Source organism: Pseudomonas sp. S2_A05, from assembly GCF_054668485.1.
Genome location: NZ_CP162775.1, coordinates 3,954,921 through 3,976,866, shown reverse-complemented (window position 1 = coordinate 3,976,866; position 21,946 = coordinate 3,954,921). Strand labels below are relative to the sequence as shown.

Sequence of the window (21,946 nt, the reverse complement as noted above, 5' to 3'; positions counted from 1 at the left end):
CATGGGCGAGTTTGAGCTGATCCGCAATTTCTTCGCCGCCGCGCCTTGTGCGCAGGGCGGCGAAGGCGTTGCTCTGGGGATCGGCGACGACTGCGCCTTGCTGGCGGTTCCCGCTGGGGAACAGCTGGCGGTTTCCACCGATACGCTGGTGGCCGGTGTGCATTTCGCCGACCCCTGCGATCCGTTTCTGCTCGGTCAGCGCTCGCTGGCCGTCGCGGTCAGTGACCTGGCCGCCATGGGCGCCGCGCCCGTTGCCTTCACCCTTGCCCTGACCTTACCGACGGTAACCGCCGATTGGCTGCAAGCCTATGCCCTTGGTTTGAACCGCATGGCGCAAAGCTGCGGCGTGGCCTTGGTCGGCGGTGACACCACGCGCGGGCCGTTGAGCCTGACGGTCACCGTGTTCGGCCGTGTACCCGCTGGCCAGGCCTTGACCCGCAGCGGTGCGCAGGCCGGTGATCTGCTCTGCGTCGGCGGCGAACTGGGCAATGCGGCCGGCGCCTTGCCGCTGGTATTGGGTCAACGTGATGCCGAAGCGCATATCGCCCAGCCGCTGCTCGAGCATTACTGGTCGCCACAACCGCAACTGGCGCTCGGTCAGGCCCTGCGCGGCAAGGCCACGGCGGCACTGGACATCTCCGACGGCCTGCTCGCCGATTGCGGGCATATCGCGCTGGCGTCGAAGGTGCGACTTGAGATTGAACGCGAGCGTGTACCGTTGTCGGATGCTTTAGTCGCGTTTCTCGGCCAGCGCGGTGCCGAGCGCGCGGCATTGAGCGGTGGTGATGATTACGTACTGGCCTTCACCTTGCCGTCCGCCGAGTTGCCGGCACTGCTGGCCGACGGCTGGCCGATCCATGTGATCGGGCGAGTGCTGCCGGGCCAGGGCGTGGTGCTGCTGGACCGCGACCGACACGACATCACTCCGCAGATTCGCGGCTACCAACATTTTCAGGAGACACCGTGACAGATCACCCGAAACAGGTTCCTGCCGAATTCGTGCCTCCTTCGGTCTGGCGCAATCCGTGGCATTTCCTCGCGTTCGGCTTCGGCTCCGGCACCTTGCCAAAAGCGCCGGGCACGTGGGGCTCGCTGGTGGCGCTGCCGTTCATTCCGCTGTGGCAGATGCTGCCCGACTGGGGCTACTGGCTGATGCTTGGCATCACCATGCTGTTCGGCTTCTGGCTGTGCGGCAAAGTCGCTGACGATTTGCGCGTTCACGACCACGAAGGCATCGTCTGGGACGAAATGGTCGGCATGTGGATCACCCTGTGGCTGGTGCCGGAAGGCTGGTACTGGTTGCTCGCGGGTTTTCTGGTGTTCCGCTTCTTCGATATTCTTAAGCCGTGGCCGATCCGCTGGATCGACAAGCATGTGCATGGCGGCGTCGGCATCATGCTCGACGACGTGCTGGCCGGTGTGTTCGCCTGGCTGGCGATGCAAGGGCTGGTATGGGTATTCGCCTGATTCGACTCACGTGAGGAACCACGCAATGCTGCGACGCGGGTTGGCGCTGCTGCTTCTGGCTCTGCTGGGCACGTTCGCCCACGCGCAGGCCGCCGCGCCTGTGCCTGCGGTCATCCACCTGGCCAGCGAAGACTGGGAGGATTACACCGCCGCCGATGGTCACGGTCTGGCCTGGGACGTGTTGCGCAAAGTGTTCGAGCCGGCCGGGGTCAAGCTGGATATCCGCACGGTGCCGTACACCCGTTCGATCGGGCTGGTGCAGTTGAAGGAAGTCGACGCGCTGGTCGGCTCCTACCGCGACGAAGCCACGCAGGTGCTGTACCCGCAGTGGAAGTTCGATTCTGATCACATCTACGCGCTGGGCCTGGCCAGCAGCCCGCCGCCGACCCTGGCGACCCTGGGCAGATACCGTTTGGCCTGGGTGCGCGGCTACCGTTACGAAAACTACTTGCCGAACATTCAGCGCTTCAACCAGATCGAACGGCGCACCGGCATTCTGCTGATGCTCAAGCAGGGGCGGGCGGATTACTACATCGATGCGCTGACCGAAATTGAAGCGGTCGTGCGCGATGCCGCGGATCCCGCGCAGTACCGCTATTCGCATCTGGCTGAGTTGCCGCTGTTTCTCGGTTTCGCCGATACCCCACAGGCTCGCGCCTTAATGGCGCTGTATGACCGGCGCATGGTGGAACTGGTCAAGAGCGGAGAGTTGAAGCCGGTCTTCGAAAAGTGGCAGCAGCCGTATCCGTTCAACCCGAACTGAAGCCGACTCAGATCTCTGTAGGAGCTGCGGCACGCTGCGATCTTTTGATCTTGATATCAAGCCAGATCAAAAGATCGCAGCCTCGTTGCACTCGACAGCTCCTACAGGGAGCGGCGGTGCTGGCGGCAGCTGTCATCAAACTTTTTGATGTTTATGCCCGATAATTCAGCCTAAGCGTCTACAGGAACCTGCTGTTACAATGCCGGCCTGCGAATTTTCAGTCTTCTAGATCAGGAGCACATCGGTGCCTGTCGTCTTCGTCGCCGCTTCCAAGCTGCCAACGCCTTTTGCGCAATTCACCATGCACGGCTTTCTCGATGAGAGCACCGGGCGTGAGCACGTCGTGCTGAGCCTCGGTGAAATTGCCGATGGCGCCCCGGTACTCGGTCGCCTGCATTCCGAATGCCTGACCGGCGATGCCTTGTTCAGCCAGCGTTGTGACTGCGGCTCGCAACTGGAAGCCGCGCTGCAGGCGATCGCCCGCGAAGGCCGTGGCGTGCTGCTGTATCTGCGTCAGGAAGGGCGCGGCATCGGGCTGCTGAACAAGATCCGTGCCTACGAGTTGCAGGACGGCGGCGCTGACACCGTGGAAGCCAACGAGCGTCTGGGCTTTGCCGCCGATCAGCGCGACTACGCCATGTGCCTGCCGATGCTCGAACACCTGGGCGTGAAATCCCTGCGTCTGATGACCAACAACCCGCGCAAGGTCAAAGCGCTGACCGACATGGGCATCGTCGTCGCCGAACGCGTGCCGCTGCACACCGGGCACAATCCGCACAACAAACTCTACCTGGCGACCAAGGCCAGCAAGCTCGACCACATGATGGGCAACGAGCATCAGGGCGAGGCCGACCGCGCGTGACCCGCGGCCAGGTGCGGCGGCGGTTGGCGGTGGCCTGGTGGCAATACCTGGCGCTGGCGCTGTTGCCGCTGTTTGTGCTCAACGCGCTGTTCGGTGAAGGCCAGGGCCTGTTGCCAGTGCTGGCAATGCCCTTGTTCATCGCCGGCGTCGCCTCGATGTTTGTCAGCCTGAAGTATTTCGCCCGCTACAAACACGCGTTGATCGCCACGCAAAAAGCCCTCGATACCGCCGAAGAACCCGCCGCCTGGATTGCCCTTGCGGCGCGTCGGCGTGCAGCGTTGCTGGTGGCGTCTTTGCCGGCGTGGATTGGCGCACTGGCGGTGTTCGTCGGCCTCGAAGCCGTGCCGTTGATGCTGCTGGCGCTGTCCACCGCCGTGCTGTTCTACCTCTACCGTATTCCGCGTCAACTCGGTTGATGCCTCGCCTGTGGCTGGCGGTTGTGCTGCTCGCCCTGAGCAGTCAGGTTCCGGCCGCATTGCGGGTTGTCAGCCTCGCGCCGTCGCTTTCCGAAATCGTCGTTGAGCTGGACTCTGCCGACCTGTTGGTCGGCGTGCTGGATGCGGGCGAGCGGCCGCCGGCAATCGCCGATGTTGCGTCTGTGGGGCGCTACGGTCAGCTCGACATGGAGCGCTTGCTCAGCCTGAAACCGGATTTGCTGCTGCTCTGGCCCGGCAGCGTCGGCGCCGGGCAGCGTGATCAGCTCAGGCGCCTGAACATTCCGACCTTCGTCGCCGAGCCGCACACGTTGACGCAACTGGCGACGCAGATCGAAGCCATTGCCGAACAGCTCGGGCGCCCTGAGCGTGGGGCGAAACGAGCGGCCGAATTGCGCGAGCAGCTGAATGATCTGCGCCAGCGTTATCGTCGTGATGTGCCGCTGCGGGTGTTTTATCAGGTCTGGGACAAGCCGCTGTACACCATCGGTGGCGGGCAGATCATCAGCGATGCGCTTGAGGTGTGCGGCGCGCGCAATATCTTCGCCGAGCTGAATCTGCCGGCACCACAGGTGAGTATCGAGGCGGTATTGCAGCGTGATCCCGAAGTGATTGTCGCAGGTGATCAGGCGCAGCTAGGGGCGTGGAAGGCCTGGCCGCAGGTGGCGGCGGTCAGGCAGGGGAGACTGCTATTGGTCACTGACAAAGGCCTTGAGCGACCGAGCGGGCAGATGATCAGCGCGACTGCCAAGCTTTGCCAATTGATCGCGCCGGATCGGTAGATCGTATCGCCTGTATTCGCGAGCAGGCTCGCTCCCACACTGGACTTGCGGTGAAAACAAAAGGTGTGGCCGCACTCCGTCAACTGTGGGAGCGAGCCTGCTCGCGAAGAGGCCAGCCCGCCAAAAAAATCTCAGCTCAGAGTTCAGGGGTCCAGGTCACCCCGAACATCCACGCCCGACCTTCTTCGCGATAGCCATACTGCGCGCCGTCATAGCTGTAGTTCGCCCGGCTGTAACCCTTGTCCAGCAGGTTATCCACCTTCAGATCCAGCTTGATCTCACGAGTAAGCGCCCAACTGCTGCGCAGCCCGAGCGTGCCGTAGCCGCCCAGCGACTGGGTGTTGTTCAAGTCGTCGTAACTGCCACTGACCAATTGCCAGCTGGCGCCCACACCCAAGCGATCGAACTGCCGATCCAGATCCCAACTGGCCGTGCGCCGCGCCCGTCGCGCCAGCGTATGCCCGGTATCGCGATCTCGCGGGTCAATGATTGCCACGCCGAGATTGCTCTGCCAGCCAAACAGCTCCTGCTTCAGCGCTGCTTCAAAACCGTTGATGCGCGCTGACGCAACGTTCTGCGGGCGTGAGTTGCTACCGAAGATGATCGCGTCTTGCAGATCGGTGCGGTAAATCGAGGCCTCCAGCCGCGCGCTGTCGCTCAATTGGCTGCGCCATTGCAGCTCGTAGCTTTTCGAGGTTTCCGGTTTCAGGTCGGGATTGCTGAAATCCGGGTAGTACAGGTCGTTGAAGGTCGGCGCACGGAACCCTTCGCTGTAGCTCAGCAGCACGTCGTTATCCGGATTGAGCGGCAGGGTGAAAGTACCGCTCCAAGTGTTCTGGCTGCCGAACTGCTGGTTGTCGTCGTGGCGCACGCCGATCTCGGTGGAGAAGCTGTCGGCCTGATAGCGATGCTGGATGAACGCTGCGCGATTCCAGCGGCTGTCCTCGTCGAACGCAGTGCTGCTGTTGATCCGGTCTTCGTACCAGTCACCACCGAGGATCAGGCTGTTGCGCGGGTCGAGCGTCAGGTCGTTCTGCCAGTTCACTGAGTCGCGATAGGTGTTGAACACCGTGCGCTCGTCACTGAGCTTGTCGAAAGTCTTCTCGCGGTTTTCGCTGTGGCCGAATTCGACACGGGTTTTCCAGGTTTCGTTGACCCGGGCATCGACGTAACTGCTCACGCTACTGATATTGAAGTCGCTGTACGGCTGCTGTTGCACCGACTCGAACGTATCCATGTCGAAGCGGCCGAACGGATTGTCGAATTCGCTCCTGCCACGGTTGTCCAGCAGATTGGCGCCGACTTCGATGTCCTCGGTCAACGCGTGGCTGAGGCTCAGGCTCAGGGATTTGTTGCGATAGGCGTCATGGTCGCTGTCGCTTGGATACGAATCGTGAGTACGGTCGATCCCGGCCGTTTCGTCGAGGCTGGCGCCGAGGTTGAAACGGGTTTTGTCGTCACCGCCGGACAAGCCGAGGCTGCGTTCCCATGTCTGCTGACTGCCGAAGCCCAGATGCAGGCGTGGCTGCAAGCCTTGCCCAGTGCCGCGTCGGGTGAAGATCTGGATTACCCCGCCAATCGCGTCGCTGCCGTAAATCACCGAGCGTGAACCACGCAGCACTTCGACGCGCTCGATCTGCTCGATGTTCAGATGTTGCAGATTGCTGTCGCCGGAAGTCGAATTGCCGATGCGCTGGCCATCGACCAGCACCAGGCTCTGCGCCGATTGCGTGCCGCGAATGTAGATCCCCGGCAGACTGCCGCGTCCGCCAGTCTGCGCCACTTGCACGCCGGGCACGCGACGCAGCAGATCGGGCACGTCGCTTGGTTGCAGGCGATCAATGTCTTCGCGGGTGAACACGGTGTTGGCGGCGCTGCTGTCGTTGCGCGCTTCGACCTGACGATTGGCGCTGATCAGCGTGTCCGGCAGCTTCAGCGCCTGATCGCGCTCGAATGTATCGGCAAGGGCGCTGGCGGTTGGCAGCAGGAGGAGGGGCAGGGCGAGGCGCGAGAGGTTCATGGACAGTCCAACGGGAGTTTCAGGTGTACACAAATCAAATGTGGGAGCGAGCCTGCTCGCGAAGGCGGTGTATCAGTCAGTTCGTCTGTGACTGACAGTCCGCTTTCGCGAGCAGGCTCGCTCCCACAAGGGTATTGCGTTTATTGGGCGAGCAATGCCAGCCGCTGGCGAATCGACGCTTCGATCCCGGCCTCATCCAGCCCGCACTCGGCAAGCATCTGGGCCGGTTTCGCATGCTCGACGTAAATGTCCGGCAAGCCCAGATGCAGCATCGACTTGAGGATGTTCTCGCGGGCGAGGAATTCGCTGACCGCGCCACCGGCGCCGCCCATGATTGCGTTCTCTTCGATAGTCACCAGCAACTCGTGGTTGCCGGCGATCTCGCGCACCAGCGCTTCATCCAGCGGTTTGACGAAACGCATGTCGACCACGGTGGCGTCGAGCTTCTCGGCGACTTTCAAGGCTTCGCTCAGTTGCACGCCGAACACCAGCATGGCGACCTTGCTGCCCTGACGACGGACGATGCCCTTGCCGATTTCGATCGCTTCGAGATCTTTTTCGATGACTGCATTCGGCCCGCTGCCACGCGGGTAACGCACTGCCGCCGGGCCGTTGTAGAGGTGGCCGGTGGTGAGCATTTTGCGCAATTCGTTTTCATCGCTCGGGGTCATGATGAGCATGCCCGGGATGCAGCGCAGGTACGACAGGTCGTAGCTGCCAGCGTGGGTCGGGCCGTCTTCGCCGACCAGGCCGGCACGGTCGATGGCGAACAGCACGTCAAGGTTCTGCACGGCGACGTCGTGTACCAGTTGGTCGTAACCGCGTTGCAGGAATGTCGAATAGATCGCCACCACCGGTTTCGCGCCTTCGCAGGCCATGCCGGCAGCGAAAGTGACCGCGTGCTGCTCGGCAATCGCCACATCGAAATAACGCTCGGGGAAGCGCTCGCTGAACGCCACCAGATCCGAGCCTTCCTTCATCGCCGGGGTGATCCCGACCAGACGAGCATCAGCCGCCGCCATGTCGCATAGCCACTCGCCGAACACCGCCGAATACTTCGGCCCGCTGGCGGCTTTCGGCGCAGCGGCCGGGGCGTCCAGAGGTTCGAGTTTGGTGATGGCGTGGTAGCCGATCGGGTCGACTTCCGCCGGGGCGAAGCCTTTGCCTTTCTTGGTGACGATGTGCAGGAACTGCGGGCCTTTGAGATCGCGCATGTTGCGCAGGGTGGCGATCAAGGTTGGCAGATCGTGGCCGTCGATCGGGCCGATGTAGTTCCAGCCCAGCTCTTCGAACAGGGTGCCGGGGACCAGCATGCCTTTGGCATATTCTTCGGTACGACGGGCGATTTCCCAGGCGCCGGGCAGGCGCGAAAGGACTTTCTTGCTGCCCTCGCGCATGCTTGCGTAGGTGCGGCTGGAAAGGATCTTCGCCAGATAATTCGACAGCCCGCCGACGTTGCGCGAGATCGACATATCGTTGTCGTTGAGAATCACCAGCATGTTGGCGTTCACTTCCGGCGCATGGTTGAGCGCCTCGAAGGCCATGCCGGCGGTCAGCGCGCCGTCGCCGATCACGGCAATGGCCTTGCGATCGCTGTCCTGCAGGCGGGCAGCAATGGCCATGCCCAGCGCAGCGCTGATCGAGGTGCTGGAGTGGCCGACGCCAAAGGTGTCGTACCCGCTCTCGGAGCGGCGTGGGAACGCGGCAATGCCGTCCTTCTGACGCAGGCTGGCCATGCGCTCGCGGCGACCGGTGAGGATCTTGTGCGGATACGCCTGATGCCCGACGTCCCACAGCAGACGGTCGTCAGGGGTGTCGAAGACGTAATGCAGCGCGATGGTCAGCTCGATCACGCCCAGGCCGGCACCGAAATGCCCACCGGTCTGGCCGACCGTGTAGAGCAATTCCAGGCGCAACTCATCGGCCAGGGTTTCCAGCTCGGCTTCGCCTAACCGGCGCAGGCCGTCCGGCGTGTTCGCGCGGTCGAGCAGGGGCGTGGTCGGGCGCTTGCGGGGAATCTCATGAAACGTCGTGGGCATCAGGCGAATCGTTATAGGTATAAAAGATGCGGCAGTTTACCTGATGCATCGGCCCCTGCCCACGCGTTGGTCTTTTTTGGCCGATACGCCGTCAGTTGCGCCGCTCGACGATATACCGCGCCAGCTCGCGCAGCGGCTCGGAGGCCGCGTCAAACGGTCGCAGCGCCTGCAGGGCCTGATCGCGCAGTTCCAGAGCGTAGGCCTTGGCAGCGTCGAGGCCGAGCAGGGCCGGGTAGGTCGGTTTGTCCCGGGCAATGTCGGCGCCCTGACGTTTGCCGAGGGTAGCGGTATCGCTTTCCACGTCGAGGATGTCGTCCTGCACCTGAAAGGCCAGGCCGATGGCCTGTGCATAAGTCTGCAATGCCTGCAGCTGATCAGGCTGGGCGCGGCCGCTGGCCAGGGCACCAAGCTTGACGCTGACCTCAATCAGCGCGCCGGTCTTGTGTCGGTGCATCTGTTCCAGGGCTGTTTGATCGAGCTTGAGACCGACCGAACCGAGATCAATGGCCTGGCCACCGACCATGCCCGCCGGACCGGCTGCGTGGGCCAGCGCTGTGACCATCTGCAGACGGATTTCGCTGCTGCATTCGCTCAGGCGCGGGTCGAGCAGGGCGCTGAAGGCCAGGCTCTGCAAGCCGTCACCGGCGAGGATCGCGCAGGCTTCGTCGAATTTCTTGTGGGTCGTCGGCTGGCCGCGACGCAGATCGTCATCGTCCATCGCCGGCAAATCGTCATGCACCAGCGAGTAGGCGTGGATCAGCTCGACCGCACACGCCGCGCCACTGGCCTGTTCAGCCTTTGCGCCGAGGGCTTCGCACGCCGCGTAAGCCAGCAACGGGCGCACGCGCTTGCCGCCGTTCATCACGCTGTAGCGCATCGCTTCGTAGAGCCGCGCCAGTTCCGGCAGCGGCGCGTCGAACAGCGTTTCCAGCGCCGCGTTGACCCGGGCCTGACTGCTCGCCGAATACGCCGCGATCATTCTGGCTCATCCGCGTCGAAGGGTTCCTCGGCGAGTTCGCCATCGCGCTCCAGCAGCACCTGCACTTTCTGCTCGGCCTGGGCCAGCGCCGCCTGGCAGTCACGGGTCAGACCGATGCCCTGCTCGAAAGCGGTCAGCGAGTCTTCCAGCGACAATTCACCGTTCTCCAGACGCTCAACCAGTGTTTGCAGGTCGGCGAGGGATTGTTCGAAATCCAGTGCAGCTTTTTTGCGGGCCATGGCGGCAATTTCCGGTAGACGTTAAACCGGCGCGACACTAGCAGATAGGGGGGGTATGGGCAAATGAGACGCCCCACCCAAAGCCGCGCACATGACCCCGTGGCGAGGGGATTTATCCCCGCTGGGTTGCGTAGCAACCCTAAAACCAGACGACCGATACTCTCAGGAAAATCGAAGTCGCCGGTTTTACGACTGCTGCGCAGCCGAGCGGGTTAAATCCCCTCGTCACAAAGTTAATGTGTTTCGGGGCTGAGGCTTATTCGGCTCATTTTATGAGCCGAATAACTTCGCTATTCGGCTCACGCCCTCTCGAAAGCGAGATTCCTACAGCAATCACACATGTATCCGATTGTTAAAAAACTGCCGAATCGCTAATCTTCGCGGCTTCTACGGCCCCGACAGTTGCGGGGCGTTCAGACGAAACGCAGTTCACCGCTGTGAAGTACCGAGGATCGGGTGCAAGGTTTCGTTCAAGGCATGGCAGGAGGCGTCACATGCGTTCATTTCTTTTGCTGCTGATCGGCTTCGCCTGCGCGCCTGTGCTGTGGGCCGCGCCGGCTGCGCAATTGTCCGAGCCGGTCGGCGGCTGGCGTTATCATGGCCTGCTCGATCGTTCGGAAAATCCGCAGGTCGCCTACCCGACGCCGCCGATCGATCGCGGCATTCAGCGCAATCGCACGATGATCCAGGGCCAGCTCAAAGCCCTCGGCCACATGCGTCCGCCGCACAGCCTCGCCGTCAACGGCAATCCATTGAATCTGTACACCGACGATCAGGGGCGTTTTGCCCGGCCCTACGCCTTCGGCGCCGGCTCCAACAGCGTTGAAGTGATCAGCGCCGAGGGCCAGTCGCTCAAGCGCGTGCAATTTTATGAAGCAAATAATCTGCGCACGCCGGCGAAGATTCGTCTTGTCTTGGGATGGGACGACCCGAAAGCCGAGCTGGATCTGCATATTGTCACCCCCGACGGTCAGCATGCCTTTTGGGCACGGCCGGCGCTGAGCAATGGCGGCGGCCTCGACCCGGATGGTGTCGACGGCCCCGGCCCGGAAATGTTCACCATGACCGCGCCGCTGCACGGCACGTATCTGGTCTACGTCAACTATTGGGGCAACTACGGCGATGGTGGCTATAACTTCGAGGAAACCAGTAATCAGAACGAGGTGATCACCTCGCAGATCACCCTGGTGCTCAACGAAAACACCGTCGACGAAAAACGCGAAACCTTCATCGTGCCCCTGCGGGCGATCGGTGATTTGTTGCTGGTCAAGACTTTCAACTATTAAGCATCCCGCCACGGATGAACTCGGATGTTGTGAACATGAGCGATAACACTGTGACTCCAGCTGCCGCGACACCGGCGGCCAAACCTTCGCGGCGCTGGCCGCTGGTCGTGCTCGGCCTGTGCCTGGTGGCCGGTGTGGCGGGCGGTTTCGGCTGGCTGCTGCTCAAGCCCAAAGCGCCGCCAGCGGCACTGGCCAGTGACAGGCTCGGCCTCGGCCGTCCGGATGCCTTGCTCGAAACCCGTTCACTGAGCCAGTTGCCCAAGGACCTGCTGACGGTGCCGTTCCTCAAGGCCACGCTTACCGAGGATTTCGTCTTCTATTACGAAACCCACGCCGATCGCCTCGGCCTGATCGGCAGCCTGCGGCGGATCATCTACGAGCATGACCTGAAGTTGCAGGACAGCCTGATCGAGCAGCTTTTCGATCAACCGGCCGATGTTGCGCTGTGGCGTGGCGCCGATGGTCGTTTGAAGGATTTCCTGCTGGTGATGGATCGCGGCGGGTTGGCCAAGCTGCTCGAGCCATTGGCGAAAGTGGCGCTGGATGACACTCAGCTCAGCATCTTCGGCACTCTCGAAGTCGGCAGCGACGAAGTGCCGCTGTATCAACTCAGCTACAACGCCAGCAAATCTCTGCTGTTCGCGTCGCGCGGCGACAAACTGGTGGTGCTGTCCAATCCAGCCAAGTACTACGACCCCGAGAGCGGCGTCTCGGAAGAGTCGGGCCGCGTTTCCGCGCAAGCGCTGGCGGCGTTGCTCAACGGCGAAAAACTCTTCCCCGAAGCGTTCGGCTTGCCAGCGAAAAACCCGGAAATCAAGCAGCGTCTGTCGGTCAATTCCAGCGTGCTCGCGATGGGCTATCAGCGCTTCATCCCGAATTTCGCCGGGCTGCGTTTCGACATGGACGACAAGGGCTGGCACAGCTATCTGGCCATGGATGAGCTGGAAAACCAGCCTGACTTCGACTTCAAACCGGTCTGGCAAGCGATGCCGCTGGGGGCGAGCGCTTGCGTGACCCTGCCGGTGGCGGCCGAGCCGCAGAAACCGATCCTGATCAAACTCGGCGCTGAAGAAGCGGTGGCGCAGACCCTCACCGAACACGTCGCTGGCGCGGCTGGCCTGTGCTGGTACGCCGATTCGCGGCTGTATACACCATTGCTGGTCGCCAGCCTCAAAGACGAGGACAGCAGCAAGCTTGATGGTGATCTGGGCAAATTGTTCGGCTCGATGGTCGGCGCGTTCGAAGCCAATGTCGCCGAAAGCGTATTCCCGGTGATCGACAAGCAGGAAGGCCAGAGCCACGTCTGGCAGCGTCAGGTCAGTTCCAGTTTCGGGCCTTACGCGGCGAAGACCGCTGAAAACCCAGAGGCGATTTCCGGCAAGGCGTTCATGAAAGTCAGCCTTGCCCGTCATGGCTCGACGCTGCTGTTTTCCCTCGACGACAAACTCGTCGACAAAGCCCTCGGCACCCTCGACAAGCGCTTCCCGCCGATGGCCGACGTTTTGCCAAAAGACGTACTGATGCCGATCTACCTCGGCCCGGACGCGATGGCGCAACTGATGCAGCGCGAAACCCTCGACAGCCTGCCGCAGGACATGGAGCCGGTGTTCTACAACGCCGCGCAAACCTACCTGATGCCGAAACTGCGCACCCTCGGCGGCTACGGCAAATATGCCCTGACTCTGCCCGAAGGCAGTGAGCCTGACGGCCACTGGCAATGGCTGCCGCTGGAATGGAAGGCGCTGTGAGCGCACTGATCCGCAGCCTCGGCTTGCTTGCTTTGCTGCTGAGCGCAGGCGCCCGTGCGGTTGAAGCGCCAGCGCTCGACCCGGCGCAATCCCAGGTGTTTCGCGCCTGGTTTGTGCGTATTGCTCAAGAGCAATTGAGCCAAGGCCCAAGCCCGCGCTGGTATCAGCAGGACTGCGCCGGCCTGGTGCGCTTTGCCGCCAACGAAGCGCTGAAAGTCCACGACGACAAATGGCTGCGCAGCAATGGTCTGTCCAATCGCTACCTGCCGCCGGAACTGACGCTGAGCAACGAGCAACGCAAGCTCGCGCAACAGTGGCAGCAGGGCGGCGGCAAGGTCGGGCCGTACGTCAACGCGATCAAACTGATTCAGTTCAACAGCCATCTGGTCGGCCGCGATGTGGCGCAGGCGCGGCCCGGTGACCTGATGTTTTTCGATCAGGGCGACGACCAGCACCTGATGATCTGGATGGGCCGCTACATCGCCTATCACACCGGCACCACCACCCCCACTGACAACGGCATGCGTTCGGCAAGCCTGCAGCAACTCATGACATGGAAGGACACCCGATGGATACCCGACGCAGCCAACCCCAACTTCATCGGCGTCTATCGACTGAACTTTCTCTCCCAATGACCGGTGCCCGCATGTTGCGTATCTGTTCGCGAATTTCTTTGCTGTTAGCGTTGTTGCTGCCGTTTACCTGGGTCAACGCCGAAGACTCGGTGGAGCCGAGCAATTACACGCCGGTGGCCGGTGAGAGTTTCTTCCTGCTCGCCGACAGCAGTTTTGCCAGCGACGAGCCGGCGATGGTCCGCCTCGAAGCCCCGGGTCGTGACTACCGGCGTTTTCGCATGGAGCCGTACGGCGGCGCCGACATTCGCGTGTATCGCATCGACAAGCCGCTGGATTTCCTCAAGCGCCAGAAGAACCTGCACCGCGTCGTCAGTGACGGCCAGTTCAAGGGCGAAGGTTTGTCCAACACTCTCGCGTATCTGTGGGACAACTGGTATCGCAAATCCCGGCGGGTGATGCAGCGTGCGTTCTCTTACGAGTCGCGCAAGCAGGTCACCGAAGAAGTGCCGGAGCTGAAAATGGGCGAGGCCATGGCCGCGCCGACGCCGTACGACGCGCAGCCGCAATTTGCGCTGATCCCGGGTCTGCCGGTGGTCAGCCAGTTCCGTTATCCACTGTGGCAGGCCAAGCCGATCCAGCCACCGACCGGGGTCAATCTGGCCGGCTCGTCCAGTGACTTCGTCAGCGTCTCGCCGGGCAACGTTTACATTCCGCTGGGTAATCTGAAACCGGGGCTGTATCTGGTCGAAGCGCTGATCGGCAAGTACCGCGCGACCACCATGGTGTTCGTCTCCAACACCGTCGCGGTGAGCAAGATTGCCGGTGATGAACTGCTGGTCTGGGCCGCGCGCAAGCACGAAGGCAGTTCGGTGCCGAAGGTCAATGTGCTGTGGACCGATGGCCTCGGCGTGATGAGCAGCGGTGCTACCGATGCCGACGGTCTGCTGCGCCTGAAACACGTCAGCCCGGAGCGTTCGTTCGTCATCGGCGAGGACGAAGAGGGCGGCGTGTTCGTCTCGGAAAACTTCTACTACGACAGCGAAATCTACGACACCAAACTGTATGCCTTCACCGATCGGCCGCTGTATCGCCCGGGCGATTGGGTGTCGCTGAAAATCGTCGGTCGCGAGTTCAAGAATGCCCGGGATTCGGTTCTGCCGGGCGCGGCGGATGTCAGTGTCAGCGTGCTTGATGCCACGGGGACCGAACTGCAGACCCTCGATCTGAAGCTTGATTCGAAAGCAGGTACCCAGGGCCGTTTCCAGTTGCCGGATAACGCCGTGGCCGGTGGTTACGAGATCCGTTTCAACTACAAGAATCAGGCCTACAGCAGTGCTTTCCGCGTTGCCGAATACATCAAGCCGCACTTCGAAATCTCGCTGAATCTGGCCAAGCAGGATTACCGCACCGGTGAGCCGGTGAAAGGCAATCTGGTGCTGCTCTATCCGGACGGCAAACCGGTGGCCAACGCCAAATTGAGCCTGAGCCTGCGCGCCCAGCAACTGTCCATGGTCGACAACGAGCTGCAATACCTCGGGCAATTTCCGGTGGAGCTGACCAGCACCGAACTGACTACCGACAGCAAAGGCAACGCGACCCTCGATTTGCCGGCAGCCGATAAACCGAGCCGCTACATGCTCACCGTGTTTGCCAGCGACGGCGCGGCTTATCGGGTCAAAACCACCAAGGAAATCCTCATCGACCGTGGCGCGGCGAGTTTCCGCTTGAGTGCGCCGCAGCGTTTCAGTGCAGTCGGTGACAAGGTTGCCTTCAGCTACGCCAACGAGGGCGGCACCGAACAAAGCAAAGCCGTAACGCCGAGCAGCTACGCCTGGGTGCGCCTGGAAGATCAGAGCACCGGCGAAGGCAAACTCGCCGCAACGGACAAAGGCTTCAGCCTCGCCTTCGAACGTCCGGGCACCTACAACCTGACGCTGAAGGATCAACACGGTCGCGTCCTCGGCGCCACCGGCCAATCGGTCACCGGCGACGGTGTGAAAGCGGTGCCGGGCACAGTGGAAATCGTCCTCGACAAGCCCGAGTACAAGGCGGGCGAAGAAGCGCTGGCGCTGATCACCTTCCCTGAGCCGGTCAGCGACGCACTGCTGTCGCTGGAGCGCGACAAGGTCGAGGCCACTGCGCTGCTGGCCAAGGGCGGCGACTGGCTGAAACTGGAAAAACTCAGCGACACCCAATACCGCGCGCGCATTGCGGTGAAAGACAGCTTCGCGCCGAACCTGACCTTCTCCGTGCTCTACACCAAGGGCGGTCAGTACAGCTTTCAGAACGCCGGGATCAAAGTGGTCGCGCCGCAAATCGACGTGGCGATCAGCACCGACAAAGCGGTGTACCTGCCGGGCGATACGGTCACGGTCGACCTCACCACGCAGTTCGCCGGCAAAGCGGTTCCGGCACACTTGACGGTCAGCGTGGTCGACGAAATGGTCTACGCGCTGCAACCGGAAGTCGCGCCGAGCATTGACCAGTTCTTCTACCACCCACGGCGCAACAACGTGCGCACCAGTGCCAGCCTGTCGTTCATCAGCTACGACGTGGCATTGCCGGGTAGCCCCGGCGCCCCGGGTAAAGCCAATCGCAGCGAACGCGGCGTGAAGGTGCTTGAGCGTCCGCGCCGTGAAGACGTCGACACCGCTGCGTGGCAGCCGGAGCTGTTGACCGGCGCCGACGGCAAAACCCGCTTCACCTTCAAGATGCCGGACTCGCTGACCCGCTGGCGCATCACCGCTCGAGCGATTGCCGATGACGGTCAGGTCGGGCAGAAGAAGCAGTTTGTCCGTTCGGAAAAACCGCTTTACCTGAAGTGGAGCGGGCCGAGCAAATTCCGCAAGGGCGATCAGCCGCAGCTGGGTGTGTTCGCTTTCAGTCAGGCAGAGAAACCGGTCAAGGCGGAACTGGTGACTCACTATGCCGGTACCGAACAACGTCTGCCGGTGACCCTGAACAGCGGCATCAATTACCTGCCACTGCCGGCGTTCGCTTTGGCCTCTGGCGAGTGGACGGCGGAGTTGGTGCAGGACGGCAAAGTCGCCGATGCCCTGGCTGTGCGCTTGAGTGCCACCGGTGAAGGCTGGCAAGTCACGCAAACGCAAAGTCTCGATGTGGTCAGCGGCGACACACCCTTGAGTTTGCCGGCGGATGCCACGGATATCCGCCTGCGTCTGGATGACAGTCCGCAAGCGCTGTTCCGTTCCGCCCTCGATGATCTGCTCGGCTACCCGTACGGCGGCGTCGAGCAGACGGCCAGTCGCTTGCTGCCGCTGAGCATCGCTTATCCATCGCTGGCGTCGAACCCGCAGATTCGCGATCGCTTGCGCCTGATCATGCAGAACAGCCGTCTGCGTCTGGTGCAAATGGCCGGGCCGTCGGCGAGCTTTACCTGGTGGGGCTACGACGGCGAGCCCGATGCCTTTCTCACCGCCTATGCCTATTACGCCGACTGGAATGCCAGCCGCGTACTCGACCTGACCCTGCCGCCGGAGCACTGGCAGCGCGTACTGGAGGTTTATGCCAAGCAAGCGCCGAATACACCGTTGCTGCAACGGGCGCTGATTCTGTCGTTCGCCAAACAGATGCAGCTGCCAGTGAACACGCTGCTCAGCGGTTTGATCGACGATCTGGCCAAGGCCGGTGAAGGCGCTGCCGAAACCTTGCTCGACGACGGTCAGGACAGTCTGGTGATGAACGACCCGGATTCGGCGCTCGGTCTGGCGGCGGCGCGGGTACTCACTGCATCGTTGGCGACGCAGGCGAAAGTTGCTTTGCCGGAGGCGTTCAATCGGCAACTGGGCGCAGCGCAACAACGTCTGGCGGTCAGCTCGCAGCCCTTCGTTGAAGCACTGAACCTGTCGCTGCAACCGTTTGATCAGGCCCGTGCGACGGCGTTGTTGCAACGTCTGTTGCCGCAGCAATCGACACTGGAACGTGCACTGGCGCTGACCTGGCTGCAACGCAGCATCGCTCAGGCCTCGCCGACCATCGCGCTGATGCCGGGTGAGGGCTGGAAGAAAAACTACGGCGCCAGCGGCGAGATGTACTGGACATGGCAAGGCGCGACGCCTTTGCCGAACATACTGAGCGTGTCCGGCACGCAAGAGCGGCCGTTGCGTGCAGCGCTGAGCTTCCAGACTCAACAGCCGCAGGTCGATCCGATGGCCGTGAGCGTCACTCGGCGTCTGTCGCGGCTGGTGCCGGGCGACGAAGCGTTCACCTTCAAACTCGAGCCGGTCGGCACCAAGCCGCTGTCCAGCGACAGCCTGTACCTGGACGAGGTGATCCTTACCAGCAAAGCGCCGAAACCGCTGCGCTACGGCATGCTTGAAGTGCCGCTGCCACCGGGCGCGGATGTCGAGCGCACGACATGGGGCATCAAATTGCAGGGCAAGGACGGCACCGAACCGACCGCGCTCGAGAAAGCGCGTTTCGAACCGGGTCAGTTGGCTTACGCGGTGCCGGTCGATGCATTGAGCGGTGAGTTGCGCCTGCGCCATCTGGTGCGCTTCTCGCAGAAGGGCCAGTTCAACCTGCCGCCGGTACGCTTCAAGCAAGTGTATGCACCGCAGCATCAGGCCCAGGAGGCTAAAGCTGCCCTCGGTCAGGTCACGGTCAACTGACATGCGCCGGCCGCTGTTGTGGCTGCTGATGGGTGTGATGCCTGCGCTGGCGACAGCGCAGGATGAGCCGTTGCGCGTGGCCTATCAGGGCGAGTTGTTGTCGTTGAGTCAGACGCAACTGATCAAGCGCGAACCGTTGCCAGCGTCGCTGGATGCGCCGCTGGGCAGTCTGTGGAAGTTGTTCGTCTACGCCTGGCTGGTGGATACCGGTGCGCGGGAGCCGGCTTATGAATGTCGCGGGCAGTCCAAAGAAGAAGTTTATTGCTGCTCGGCGGGCGGCAAGATCGAGCGGGATCAGGCACTGGTGAAATCCTGCGGTCTGTATTTCGACCCCGCGCGGTTGGGCATTGCAGCGAAGGATTGGCGAGCGTATTGGCAGTCGCGGCAGGCACCGTCGTGGTTGCTGGATTTGCCAGCCGTGCAACCGGCAACAAGGGTTTCGGTTGCCGAGTTATCGAGCGTTCTGGCATTGCTGCCAGCGCAGGATCAGACGCGCCGCGTGCTGCTCGATGTCGTGCTGAACGCGGCGGACGGCAATGTCGTCGGCGAGTTGGGCGGGCGCCTGCGGGTGAAAACCTGGAGCTGGCTCGGCGACCAGGATGCACTATCGCGGCAAGGTGGATTCGCCGGTTGGACCGCCGACGGCGCACCGATCTGGGCGGGTGGACCCGGTACCAGTCAAATGGTTCTGCGGCATTACGGTCAGGCGCTGGCCAGCGTATTACCGACGGCTTGGCTAGCGGACGCGGGGCGTTGTGTGGAAGTCGGGCTGTTCTCGAAATACCCGGTGTCGAAAGTTCTGGCCGGAGATCGTGTTGCCACGTCCGGGCCATTGCGCGGCGACTACCGCGTCGAATTCGCCAACGGCAACACGCTGGACATCCACAGCGATGGCGAATTGTTTCTGCTCAACGACAAACTCGTTGCAAGGCTTGATCGCGAAGAATATGTCGCCCGTGTCCTTGAGCGCGAAGCCAAACCTGAACCTGCCGAAGCCGCCAAGGCGCTGGCCGTAGCGATCCGCACTTATCTGCTGCAAAACGCCACGCGCAACGGCGACTGCCTGAGCATCGACGACAGCAGCAATCGCCAGCGCGTCGCCCCGCGTCCAGCCTCTGCCGAGTCACGCAACATCGCGGCGTGGACGGCGGATCTGGTACTGGCCGGCAGCACCGTCACCTATCACTCCGACCAGCCCGGCCCGGACAAACTCGCTTGGCAGCAAGCCGTCGAGCAAGCGAACGCCCGCCAGCGCTACGACGCGATTCTGCTGCACGCCTATCCACGCGCCAGCCTCAGCCGCTGGGACAACCCGGTCGCCTCCTGCGAAGCATTACCCGCCGCGCAAGACTGGCTGCAAAAGCAGCGACGCGGCTGGCGTCCGAGGCTCGAAAGCGAAACCGGCTACAACGAAGTCAGTACTTTCGCCGTATGCAAACTTGCCTTCGGCCGGCCCTTCGTCGACCGCGAACGCCAGCGCATATACGTGCGCGGCGTGCTGAGCCTGCAGGATCGCCTCGATCTGACCCACGAATATCTGCACCTGGCCTTCGAAGCACACCCCAACGGCCAGGATGAAACCTACATCGAAGGGCTCGCCCGTCACCTTTTGCTGGAATAGACCATGACACTCCGTTATCCACAGGTCTTGCTGCTGCTCTGTGCCCTCAACGTGCTGCCGCAAGCGTTCGCCGCCGATGGCGTCAAACTCGACACCCCGGTGGGCGGCTGGCGCAGCGGCGCACCGCAAGGCGAGGGCGAGAGCTTTCGCCAGACTGTCAACTACCCGGCCTCGTCGGTCAACACACCGCTTGGCCAGGCCAATACCGCCAGAATCAGCGGCCAGATCAAAGCCGTGCCGAAGAACAACGAACCCGGGCGCCTGATCGTCAACGGCGTCAGCATGCCACTGAAAATCGACCCCGCCGGCGGCTTCGATCGCCCGTTCTCCTTCCCCAACGGCAGCAACAGCGTCGAAGTGCGCAGCGCCGACGGCCAGCAACGCCACCGCACGCAATTCCTCAACGCCCGCGGCGGCTCCACCCCGGCCAAACTGCGCGTCCTGCTGGCCTGGGACAGCGACGGCACCGACCTCGACCTGCACCTGATCACCCCCGACGGCGCCCACATCTGGTACGGCAACCGCAGCGCCGCCAACGGCGCCGCCCTCGACGTCGACGTCACCACCGGCTACGGCCCGGAAATCGCCGCCATGGCCGCGCCGATCAAGGGGCAGTATCTGGTGTATGTGAATTATTACGGCGGTGGATATCGCGGAGATGACGAAGGTGGGGATGAAGCGGTTCAGGCGCTGACCACGGCGCAGGTGACGGTGATTACTGAAGAAGGCACGCCGAGCGAGAAGATGGAGACGTTTGTAGTGCCGATGCGGACGGCGGGGGAATTGACGCTGGTGAAGTCGTTCAGTTATCCGTGAGGGGGAATTTGTCCAACGGGTTGTTGGACAAATTCAGCAACTGTAGCTGGGCGCTCGAACAGCTTACAGATCAGCCAGACTGACCTGCATTCGCTGAGGAGCGGCGAGGCGCTCGTGAACGATGGCGGCAAGTTCGTCATCTTCTTCACTGGCCAACTTATCTTCGGCAGGCGGCTCGCCTCGTTCGGCGGCGCGCTTCAGCGCGTCCTCAATGGGGAATGAGGTTTTGGGCATTTGGTGTTTCCTGCGATATTTGGCGGGACGGTAACCAGTGCATTGGGCGCTATACAAGCTGGAATGCAATTTCAGCAATGGATATGGTTTGTTGCAGGCATTAAAAAGCCGGCTTGTGGCCGGCTTCTCGGGGACTGGCTTGGTTTATTTTTGGTAAACCGCGCCAGCCTTCAAAACGTACATCCGGATCTGCGTCCGGCTGTGGGACTTGGTCAGACGTTGGTCTGCCGCGTCGGGCGTCATTCGAGCCGCTGGGCGGGTCGATGCGCGAATGTGGGGCGCAGGATACTGAGTTTTGCTTTGGATTCCCAGTCTCAAGTGCGGTTTAGAGCGACTGAAGCGCTACAAACTCCGGATTTGTACCGGTTGTCAGGGCCTTTTCGCGGGCAAGCCCGCTCCCACAGGTTCTGGCAAACAATCACAGAAACGGCACCACCGGCCGGCGCTTGCCCAGTGTCGACCACCAGAACACCCAGCCAAGAATATGAATCCGCTGCTCTTCGATCTGCGCTGGCCGGAAGACCTCGTCGGGGTATTCGGCGCTGTTGTGGCTGCGCATGCGCAGGCCGTTGCCGGGCATGCGGTGCAGGTATTTGATGCGCAGCATGCCGTCGTGCTCTACGGCGTAGATTTCGCCGTCGACGACCTGGGTCAGGCCGCGGTCGATGGCGACGATGGAGCCGTCTTCGATGCGATCGGCCATGCTGTTGCCGATCATGTGCGCGCAGATGGCGTTGGCGTGCTGGATGTCGAGTTGATCGAGGTGGGCGCGGGGCAGGCGCAGGGATTGGTCGGGGTCGAGGATGACGTGGGTTTTACCGTCGCCGTTGGCGATCGGGGTTTCCTTGAAAAATGCCAGGTCGATGTCGCTGGGGTTGATGACGGTGTAGACGCCGCAGATGGCCTGGGCATCGAACGTGTCGCCATTGCTGGCGGGTGGGTGCAGGCGCGCGACCTCCTTGACGCCTTCCCCGGTTTTCAGCCATTCACTATTGACCGACAACAGGCGTGAGACTTCTTCCATGCGATACGCCGGGACGCCCCGGGTGTACCAGTTATGAACGTTTTGGGCTTCCGTGCCCCAGAACCTTGCGAAATCCGTGGTGCTGATGTTCGCTGCTTCCAGGAGTGCCTTGAATCGTGGACCGCTAGTGTTCTTTCTCATAAACACGGAGTCTACGGCCGGACTAGAGCGGTTTGAATAAACCGGGCGTTCAAAAAAAGCCTGTATTTTGCGACGGGATGTAAGACGTACTTGTGGGAAATTAAACAGATTAAAACTGCATGTAGGAATTTAAACGGTTTGTTTAGTCGGGCTTTTTCAAGAGCCCCTCACCCCAACCCTCTCCCGGAGGGGAGAGGGGGCCGACCAAGGTGTATTTCGAGTTACATAGACCTGAACAACCGAGTCGATTATGCAGACGCCAATAACAAAAAACCCCGGAAATCC

18 protein-coding genes are annotated in these 21,946 nt (G+C 62.0%); 12 read left to right on the top strand and 6 right to left on the bottom strand.

The genetic code is table 11. The features are described 5' to 3' along the window. Nucleotide 1: 1 nt before the first annotated feature. From thiL to AB4O12_RS18090, 6 genes are all read left to right on the top strand, one after another. Entirely contained in the window at nucleotides 2–967 is a 966-nt protein-coding gene (gene thiL, locus AB4O12_RS18115; protein WP_460059336.1) for a thiamine-phosphate kinase, read from the top strand. After that, nucleotides 964–1,467 (top strand): phosphatidylglycerophosphatase A family protein, encoded by a 504-nt coding sequence (locus tag AB4O12_RS18110; RefSeq protein ID WP_039761886.1) that lies wholly within the window; start codon nucleotides 964–966, stop codon nucleotides 1,465–1,467. The genes thiL and AB4O12_RS18110 overlap by 4 nt, the downstream gene beginning before the upstream one ends. A gap of 25 nt (nucleotides 1,468–1,492) precedes the next feature. Then, nucleotides 1,493–2,230 carry a substrate-binding periplasmic protein gene (locus AB4O12_RS18105; RefSeq protein ID WP_353188145.1) on the top strand — a complete coding sequence of 246 codons (738 nt, stop codon included), beginning with the start codon at nucleotides 1,493–1,495 and terminating at the stop codon, nucleotides 2,228–2,230. A gap of 244 nt (nucleotides 2,231–2,474) precedes the next feature. Next, nucleotides 2,475–3,092 (top strand): GTP cyclohydrolase II, encoded by a 618-nt coding sequence (gene ribA / locus AB4O12_RS18100; RefSeq protein ID WP_041477692.1) that lies wholly within the window; start codon nucleotides 2,475–2,477, stop codon nucleotides 3,090–3,092. Then, a complete protein-coding gene (locus AB4O12_RS18095) occupies nucleotides 3,089–3,508 on the top strand; it encodes an MFS transporter (RefSeq protein ID WP_460059333.1) in 420 nt (139 codons plus the stop codon). Before ribA ends, AB4O12_RS18095 begins: the two co-directional genes overlap by 4 nt. Beyond that, nucleotides 3,508–4,308, top strand: coding sequence for a cobalamin-binding protein (locus AB4O12_RS18090; RefSeq protein WP_460059331.1), 801 nt, complete (start codon nucleotides 3,508–3,510; stop codon nucleotides 4,306–4,308). The genes AB4O12_RS18095 and AB4O12_RS18090 overlap by 1 nt, the downstream gene beginning before the upstream one ends. 136 nt (nucleotides 4,309–4,444) lie before the next feature. On the opposite strand, the gene AB4O12_RS18085 is transcribed toward AB4O12_RS18090, so the two are convergent. The 4 genes from AB4O12_RS18085 to AB4O12_RS18070 form a co-directional block, all read right to left on the bottom strand. Further along, on the bottom strand, nucleotides 4,445–6,328 hold the full coding sequence (locus tag AB4O12_RS18085) for a TonB-dependent receptor domain-containing protein (protein WP_460059329.1): 1,884 nt from the start codon (nucleotides 6,326–6,328) through the stop codon (nucleotides 4,445–4,447). Nucleotides 6,329–6,468: 140 nt separating this feature from the next. Then, complete coding sequence (dxs, locus tag AB4O12_RS18080) at nucleotides 6,469–8,367, bottom strand: 1-deoxy-D-xylulose-5-phosphate synthase (RefSeq protein ID WP_460059327.1); 1,899 nt, start codon at nucleotides 8,365–8,367, stop codon at nucleotides 6,469–6,471. Between the two features lie 91 nt (nucleotides 8,368–8,458). Then, nucleotides 8,459–9,346: a (2E,6E)-farnesyl diphosphate synthase gene (ispA, locus tag AB4O12_RS18075; RefSeq protein ID WP_460059325.1), complete on the bottom strand. Its 888-nt coding sequence runs from the start codon at nucleotides 9,344–9,346 to the stop codon at nucleotides 8,459–8,461. Beyond that, entirely contained in the window at nucleotides 9,343–9,585 is a 243-nt protein-coding gene (locus AB4O12_RS18070; protein ID WP_016772991.1) for an exodeoxyribonuclease VII small subunit, read from the bottom strand. Before AB4O12_RS18070 ends, ispA begins: the two co-directional genes overlap by 4 nt. 494 nt (nucleotides 9,586–10,079) lie before the next feature. Here AB4O12_RS18070 and AB4O12_RS18065 point away from each other — a divergent pair, with 494 nt between their 5' ends. From AB4O12_RS18065 to AB4O12_RS18040, 6 genes are read left to right on the top strand one after another with little or no spacing between them, the layout of a single operon-like run. After that, nucleotides 10,080–10,871 (top strand): YfaP family protein, encoded by a 792-nt coding sequence (locus AB4O12_RS18065; protein WP_460059323.1) that lies wholly within the window; start codon nucleotides 10,080–10,082, stop codon nucleotides 10,869–10,871. 35 nt (nucleotides 10,872–10,906) lie between these two features. Next, nucleotides 10,907–12,619: a DUF2138 domain-containing protein gene (locus AB4O12_RS18060; protein ID WP_460059321.1), complete on the top strand. Its 1,713-nt coding sequence runs from the start codon at nucleotides 10,907–10,909 to the stop codon at nucleotides 12,617–12,619. Then, complete coding sequence (locus AB4O12_RS18055) at nucleotides 12,604–13,254, top strand: DUF1175 domain-containing protein (RefSeq protein WP_041477701.1); 651 nt, start codon at nucleotides 12,604–12,606, stop codon at nucleotides 13,252–13,254. Before AB4O12_RS18060 ends, AB4O12_RS18055 begins: the two co-directional genes overlap by 16 nt. Further along, a complete protein-coding gene (locus AB4O12_RS18050) occupies nucleotides 13,251–17,825 on the top strand; it encodes an alpha-2-macroglobulin family protein (protein ID WP_460059318.1) in 4,575 nt (1,524 codons plus the stop codon). The genes AB4O12_RS18055 and AB4O12_RS18050 overlap by 4 nt, the downstream gene beginning before the upstream one ends. Before the next feature lies 1 nt (nucleotide 17,826). Next, nucleotides 17,827–19,446: a DUF2300 domain-containing protein gene (locus AB4O12_RS18045; RefSeq protein ID WP_460059316.1), complete on the top strand. Its 1,620-nt coding sequence runs from the start codon at nucleotides 17,827–17,829 to the stop codon at nucleotides 19,444–19,446. Nucleotides 19,447–19,449: 3 nt separating this feature from the next. Further along, a complete protein-coding gene (locus AB4O12_RS18040) occupies nucleotides 19,450–20,262 on the top strand; it encodes a YfaP family protein (protein WP_095181917.1) in 813 nt (270 codons plus the stop codon). 63 nt (nucleotides 20,263–20,325) lie between these two features. Here the strand turns inward: AB4O12_RS18040 and AB4O12_RS18035 are convergent, their stop codons facing one another. Together AB4O12_RS18035 and AB4O12_RS18030 are read right to left on the bottom strand one after the other, a co-directional pair. Next, nucleotides 20,326–20,496 carry a hypothetical protein gene (locus tag AB4O12_RS18035; protein WP_016772997.1) on the bottom strand — a complete coding sequence of 57 codons (171 nt, stop codon included), beginning with the start codon at nucleotides 20,494–20,496 and terminating at the stop codon, nucleotides 20,326–20,328. Between the two features lie 418 nt (nucleotides 20,497–20,914). Further along, the gene (locus tag AB4O12_RS18030) at nucleotides 20,915–21,661 is read right to left on the bottom strand and encodes a S24 family peptidase (RefSeq protein ID WP_041477707.1); all 747 of its coding nucleotides are present in this window, start codon (nucleotides 21,659–21,661) and stop codon (nucleotides 20,915–20,917) included. Between the last annotated feature and the right edge of the window lie 285 nt (nucleotides 21,662–21,946).

Bases quoted from the DNA above. Each gene is read 5' to 3' on its own strand.
- thiL (WP_460059336.1), top strand. From the start codon at position 2: ATGGGCGAGTTTGAGCTGATCCGCAATTTCTTCGCCGCCGCGCCTTGT.
- AB4O12_RS18105 (WP_353188145.1), top strand. From the start codon at position 1,493: ATGCTGCGACGCGGGTTGGCGCTGCTGCTTCTGGCTCTGCTGGGCACG.
- AB4O12_RS18090 (WP_460059331.1), top strand. From the start codon at position 3,508: ATGCCTCGCCTGTGGCTGGCGGTTGTGCTGCTCGCCCTGAGCAGTCAG.
- AB4O12_RS18085 (WP_460059329.1), bottom strand. From the start codon at position 6,328: ATGAACCTCTCGCGCCTCGCCCTGCCCCTCCTCCTGCTGCCAACCGCC.
- dxs (WP_460059327.1), bottom strand. From the start codon at position 8,367: ATGCCCACGACGTTTCATGAGATTCCCCGCAAGCGCCCGACCACGCCC.
- ispA (WP_460059325.1), bottom strand. From the start codon at position 9,346: ATGATCGCGGCGTATTCGGCGAGCAGTCAGGCCCGGGTCAACGCGGCG.
- AB4O12_RS18070 (WP_016772991.1), bottom strand. From the start codon at position 9,585: ATGGCCCGCAAAAAAGCTGCACTGGATTTCGAACAATCCCTCGCCGAC.
- AB4O12_RS18065 (WP_460059323.1), top strand. From the start codon at position 10,080: ATGCGTTCATTTCTTTTGCTGCTGATCGGCTTCGCCTGCGCGCCTGTG.
- AB4O12_RS18060 (WP_460059321.1), top strand. From the start codon at position 10,907: ATGAGCGATAACACTGTGACTCCAGCTGCCGCGACACCGGCGGCCAAA.
- AB4O12_RS18055 (WP_041477701.1), top strand. From the start codon at position 12,604: ATGGAAGGCGCTGTGAGCGCACTGATCCGCAGCCTCGGCTTGCTTGCT.
- AB4O12_RS18050 (WP_460059318.1), top strand. From the start codon at position 13,251: ATGACCGGTGCCCGCATGTTGCGTATCTGTTCGCGAATTTCTTTGCTG.
- AB4O12_RS18045 (WP_460059316.1), top strand. From the start codon at position 17,827: ATGCGCCGGCCGCTGTTGTGGCTGCTGATGGGTGTGATGCCTGCGCTG.
- AB4O12_RS18040 (WP_095181917.1), top strand. From the start codon at position 19,450: ATGACACTCCGTTATCCACAGGTCTTGCTGCTGCTCTGTGCCCTCAAC.
- AB4O12_RS18035 (WP_016772997.1), bottom strand. From the start codon at position 20,496: ATGCCCAAAACCTCATTCCCCATTGAGGACGCGCTGAAGCGCGCCGCC.
- AB4O12_RS18030 (WP_041477707.1), bottom strand. From the start codon at position 21,661: ATGAGAAAGAACACTAGCGGTCCACGATTCAAGGCACTCCTGGAAGCA.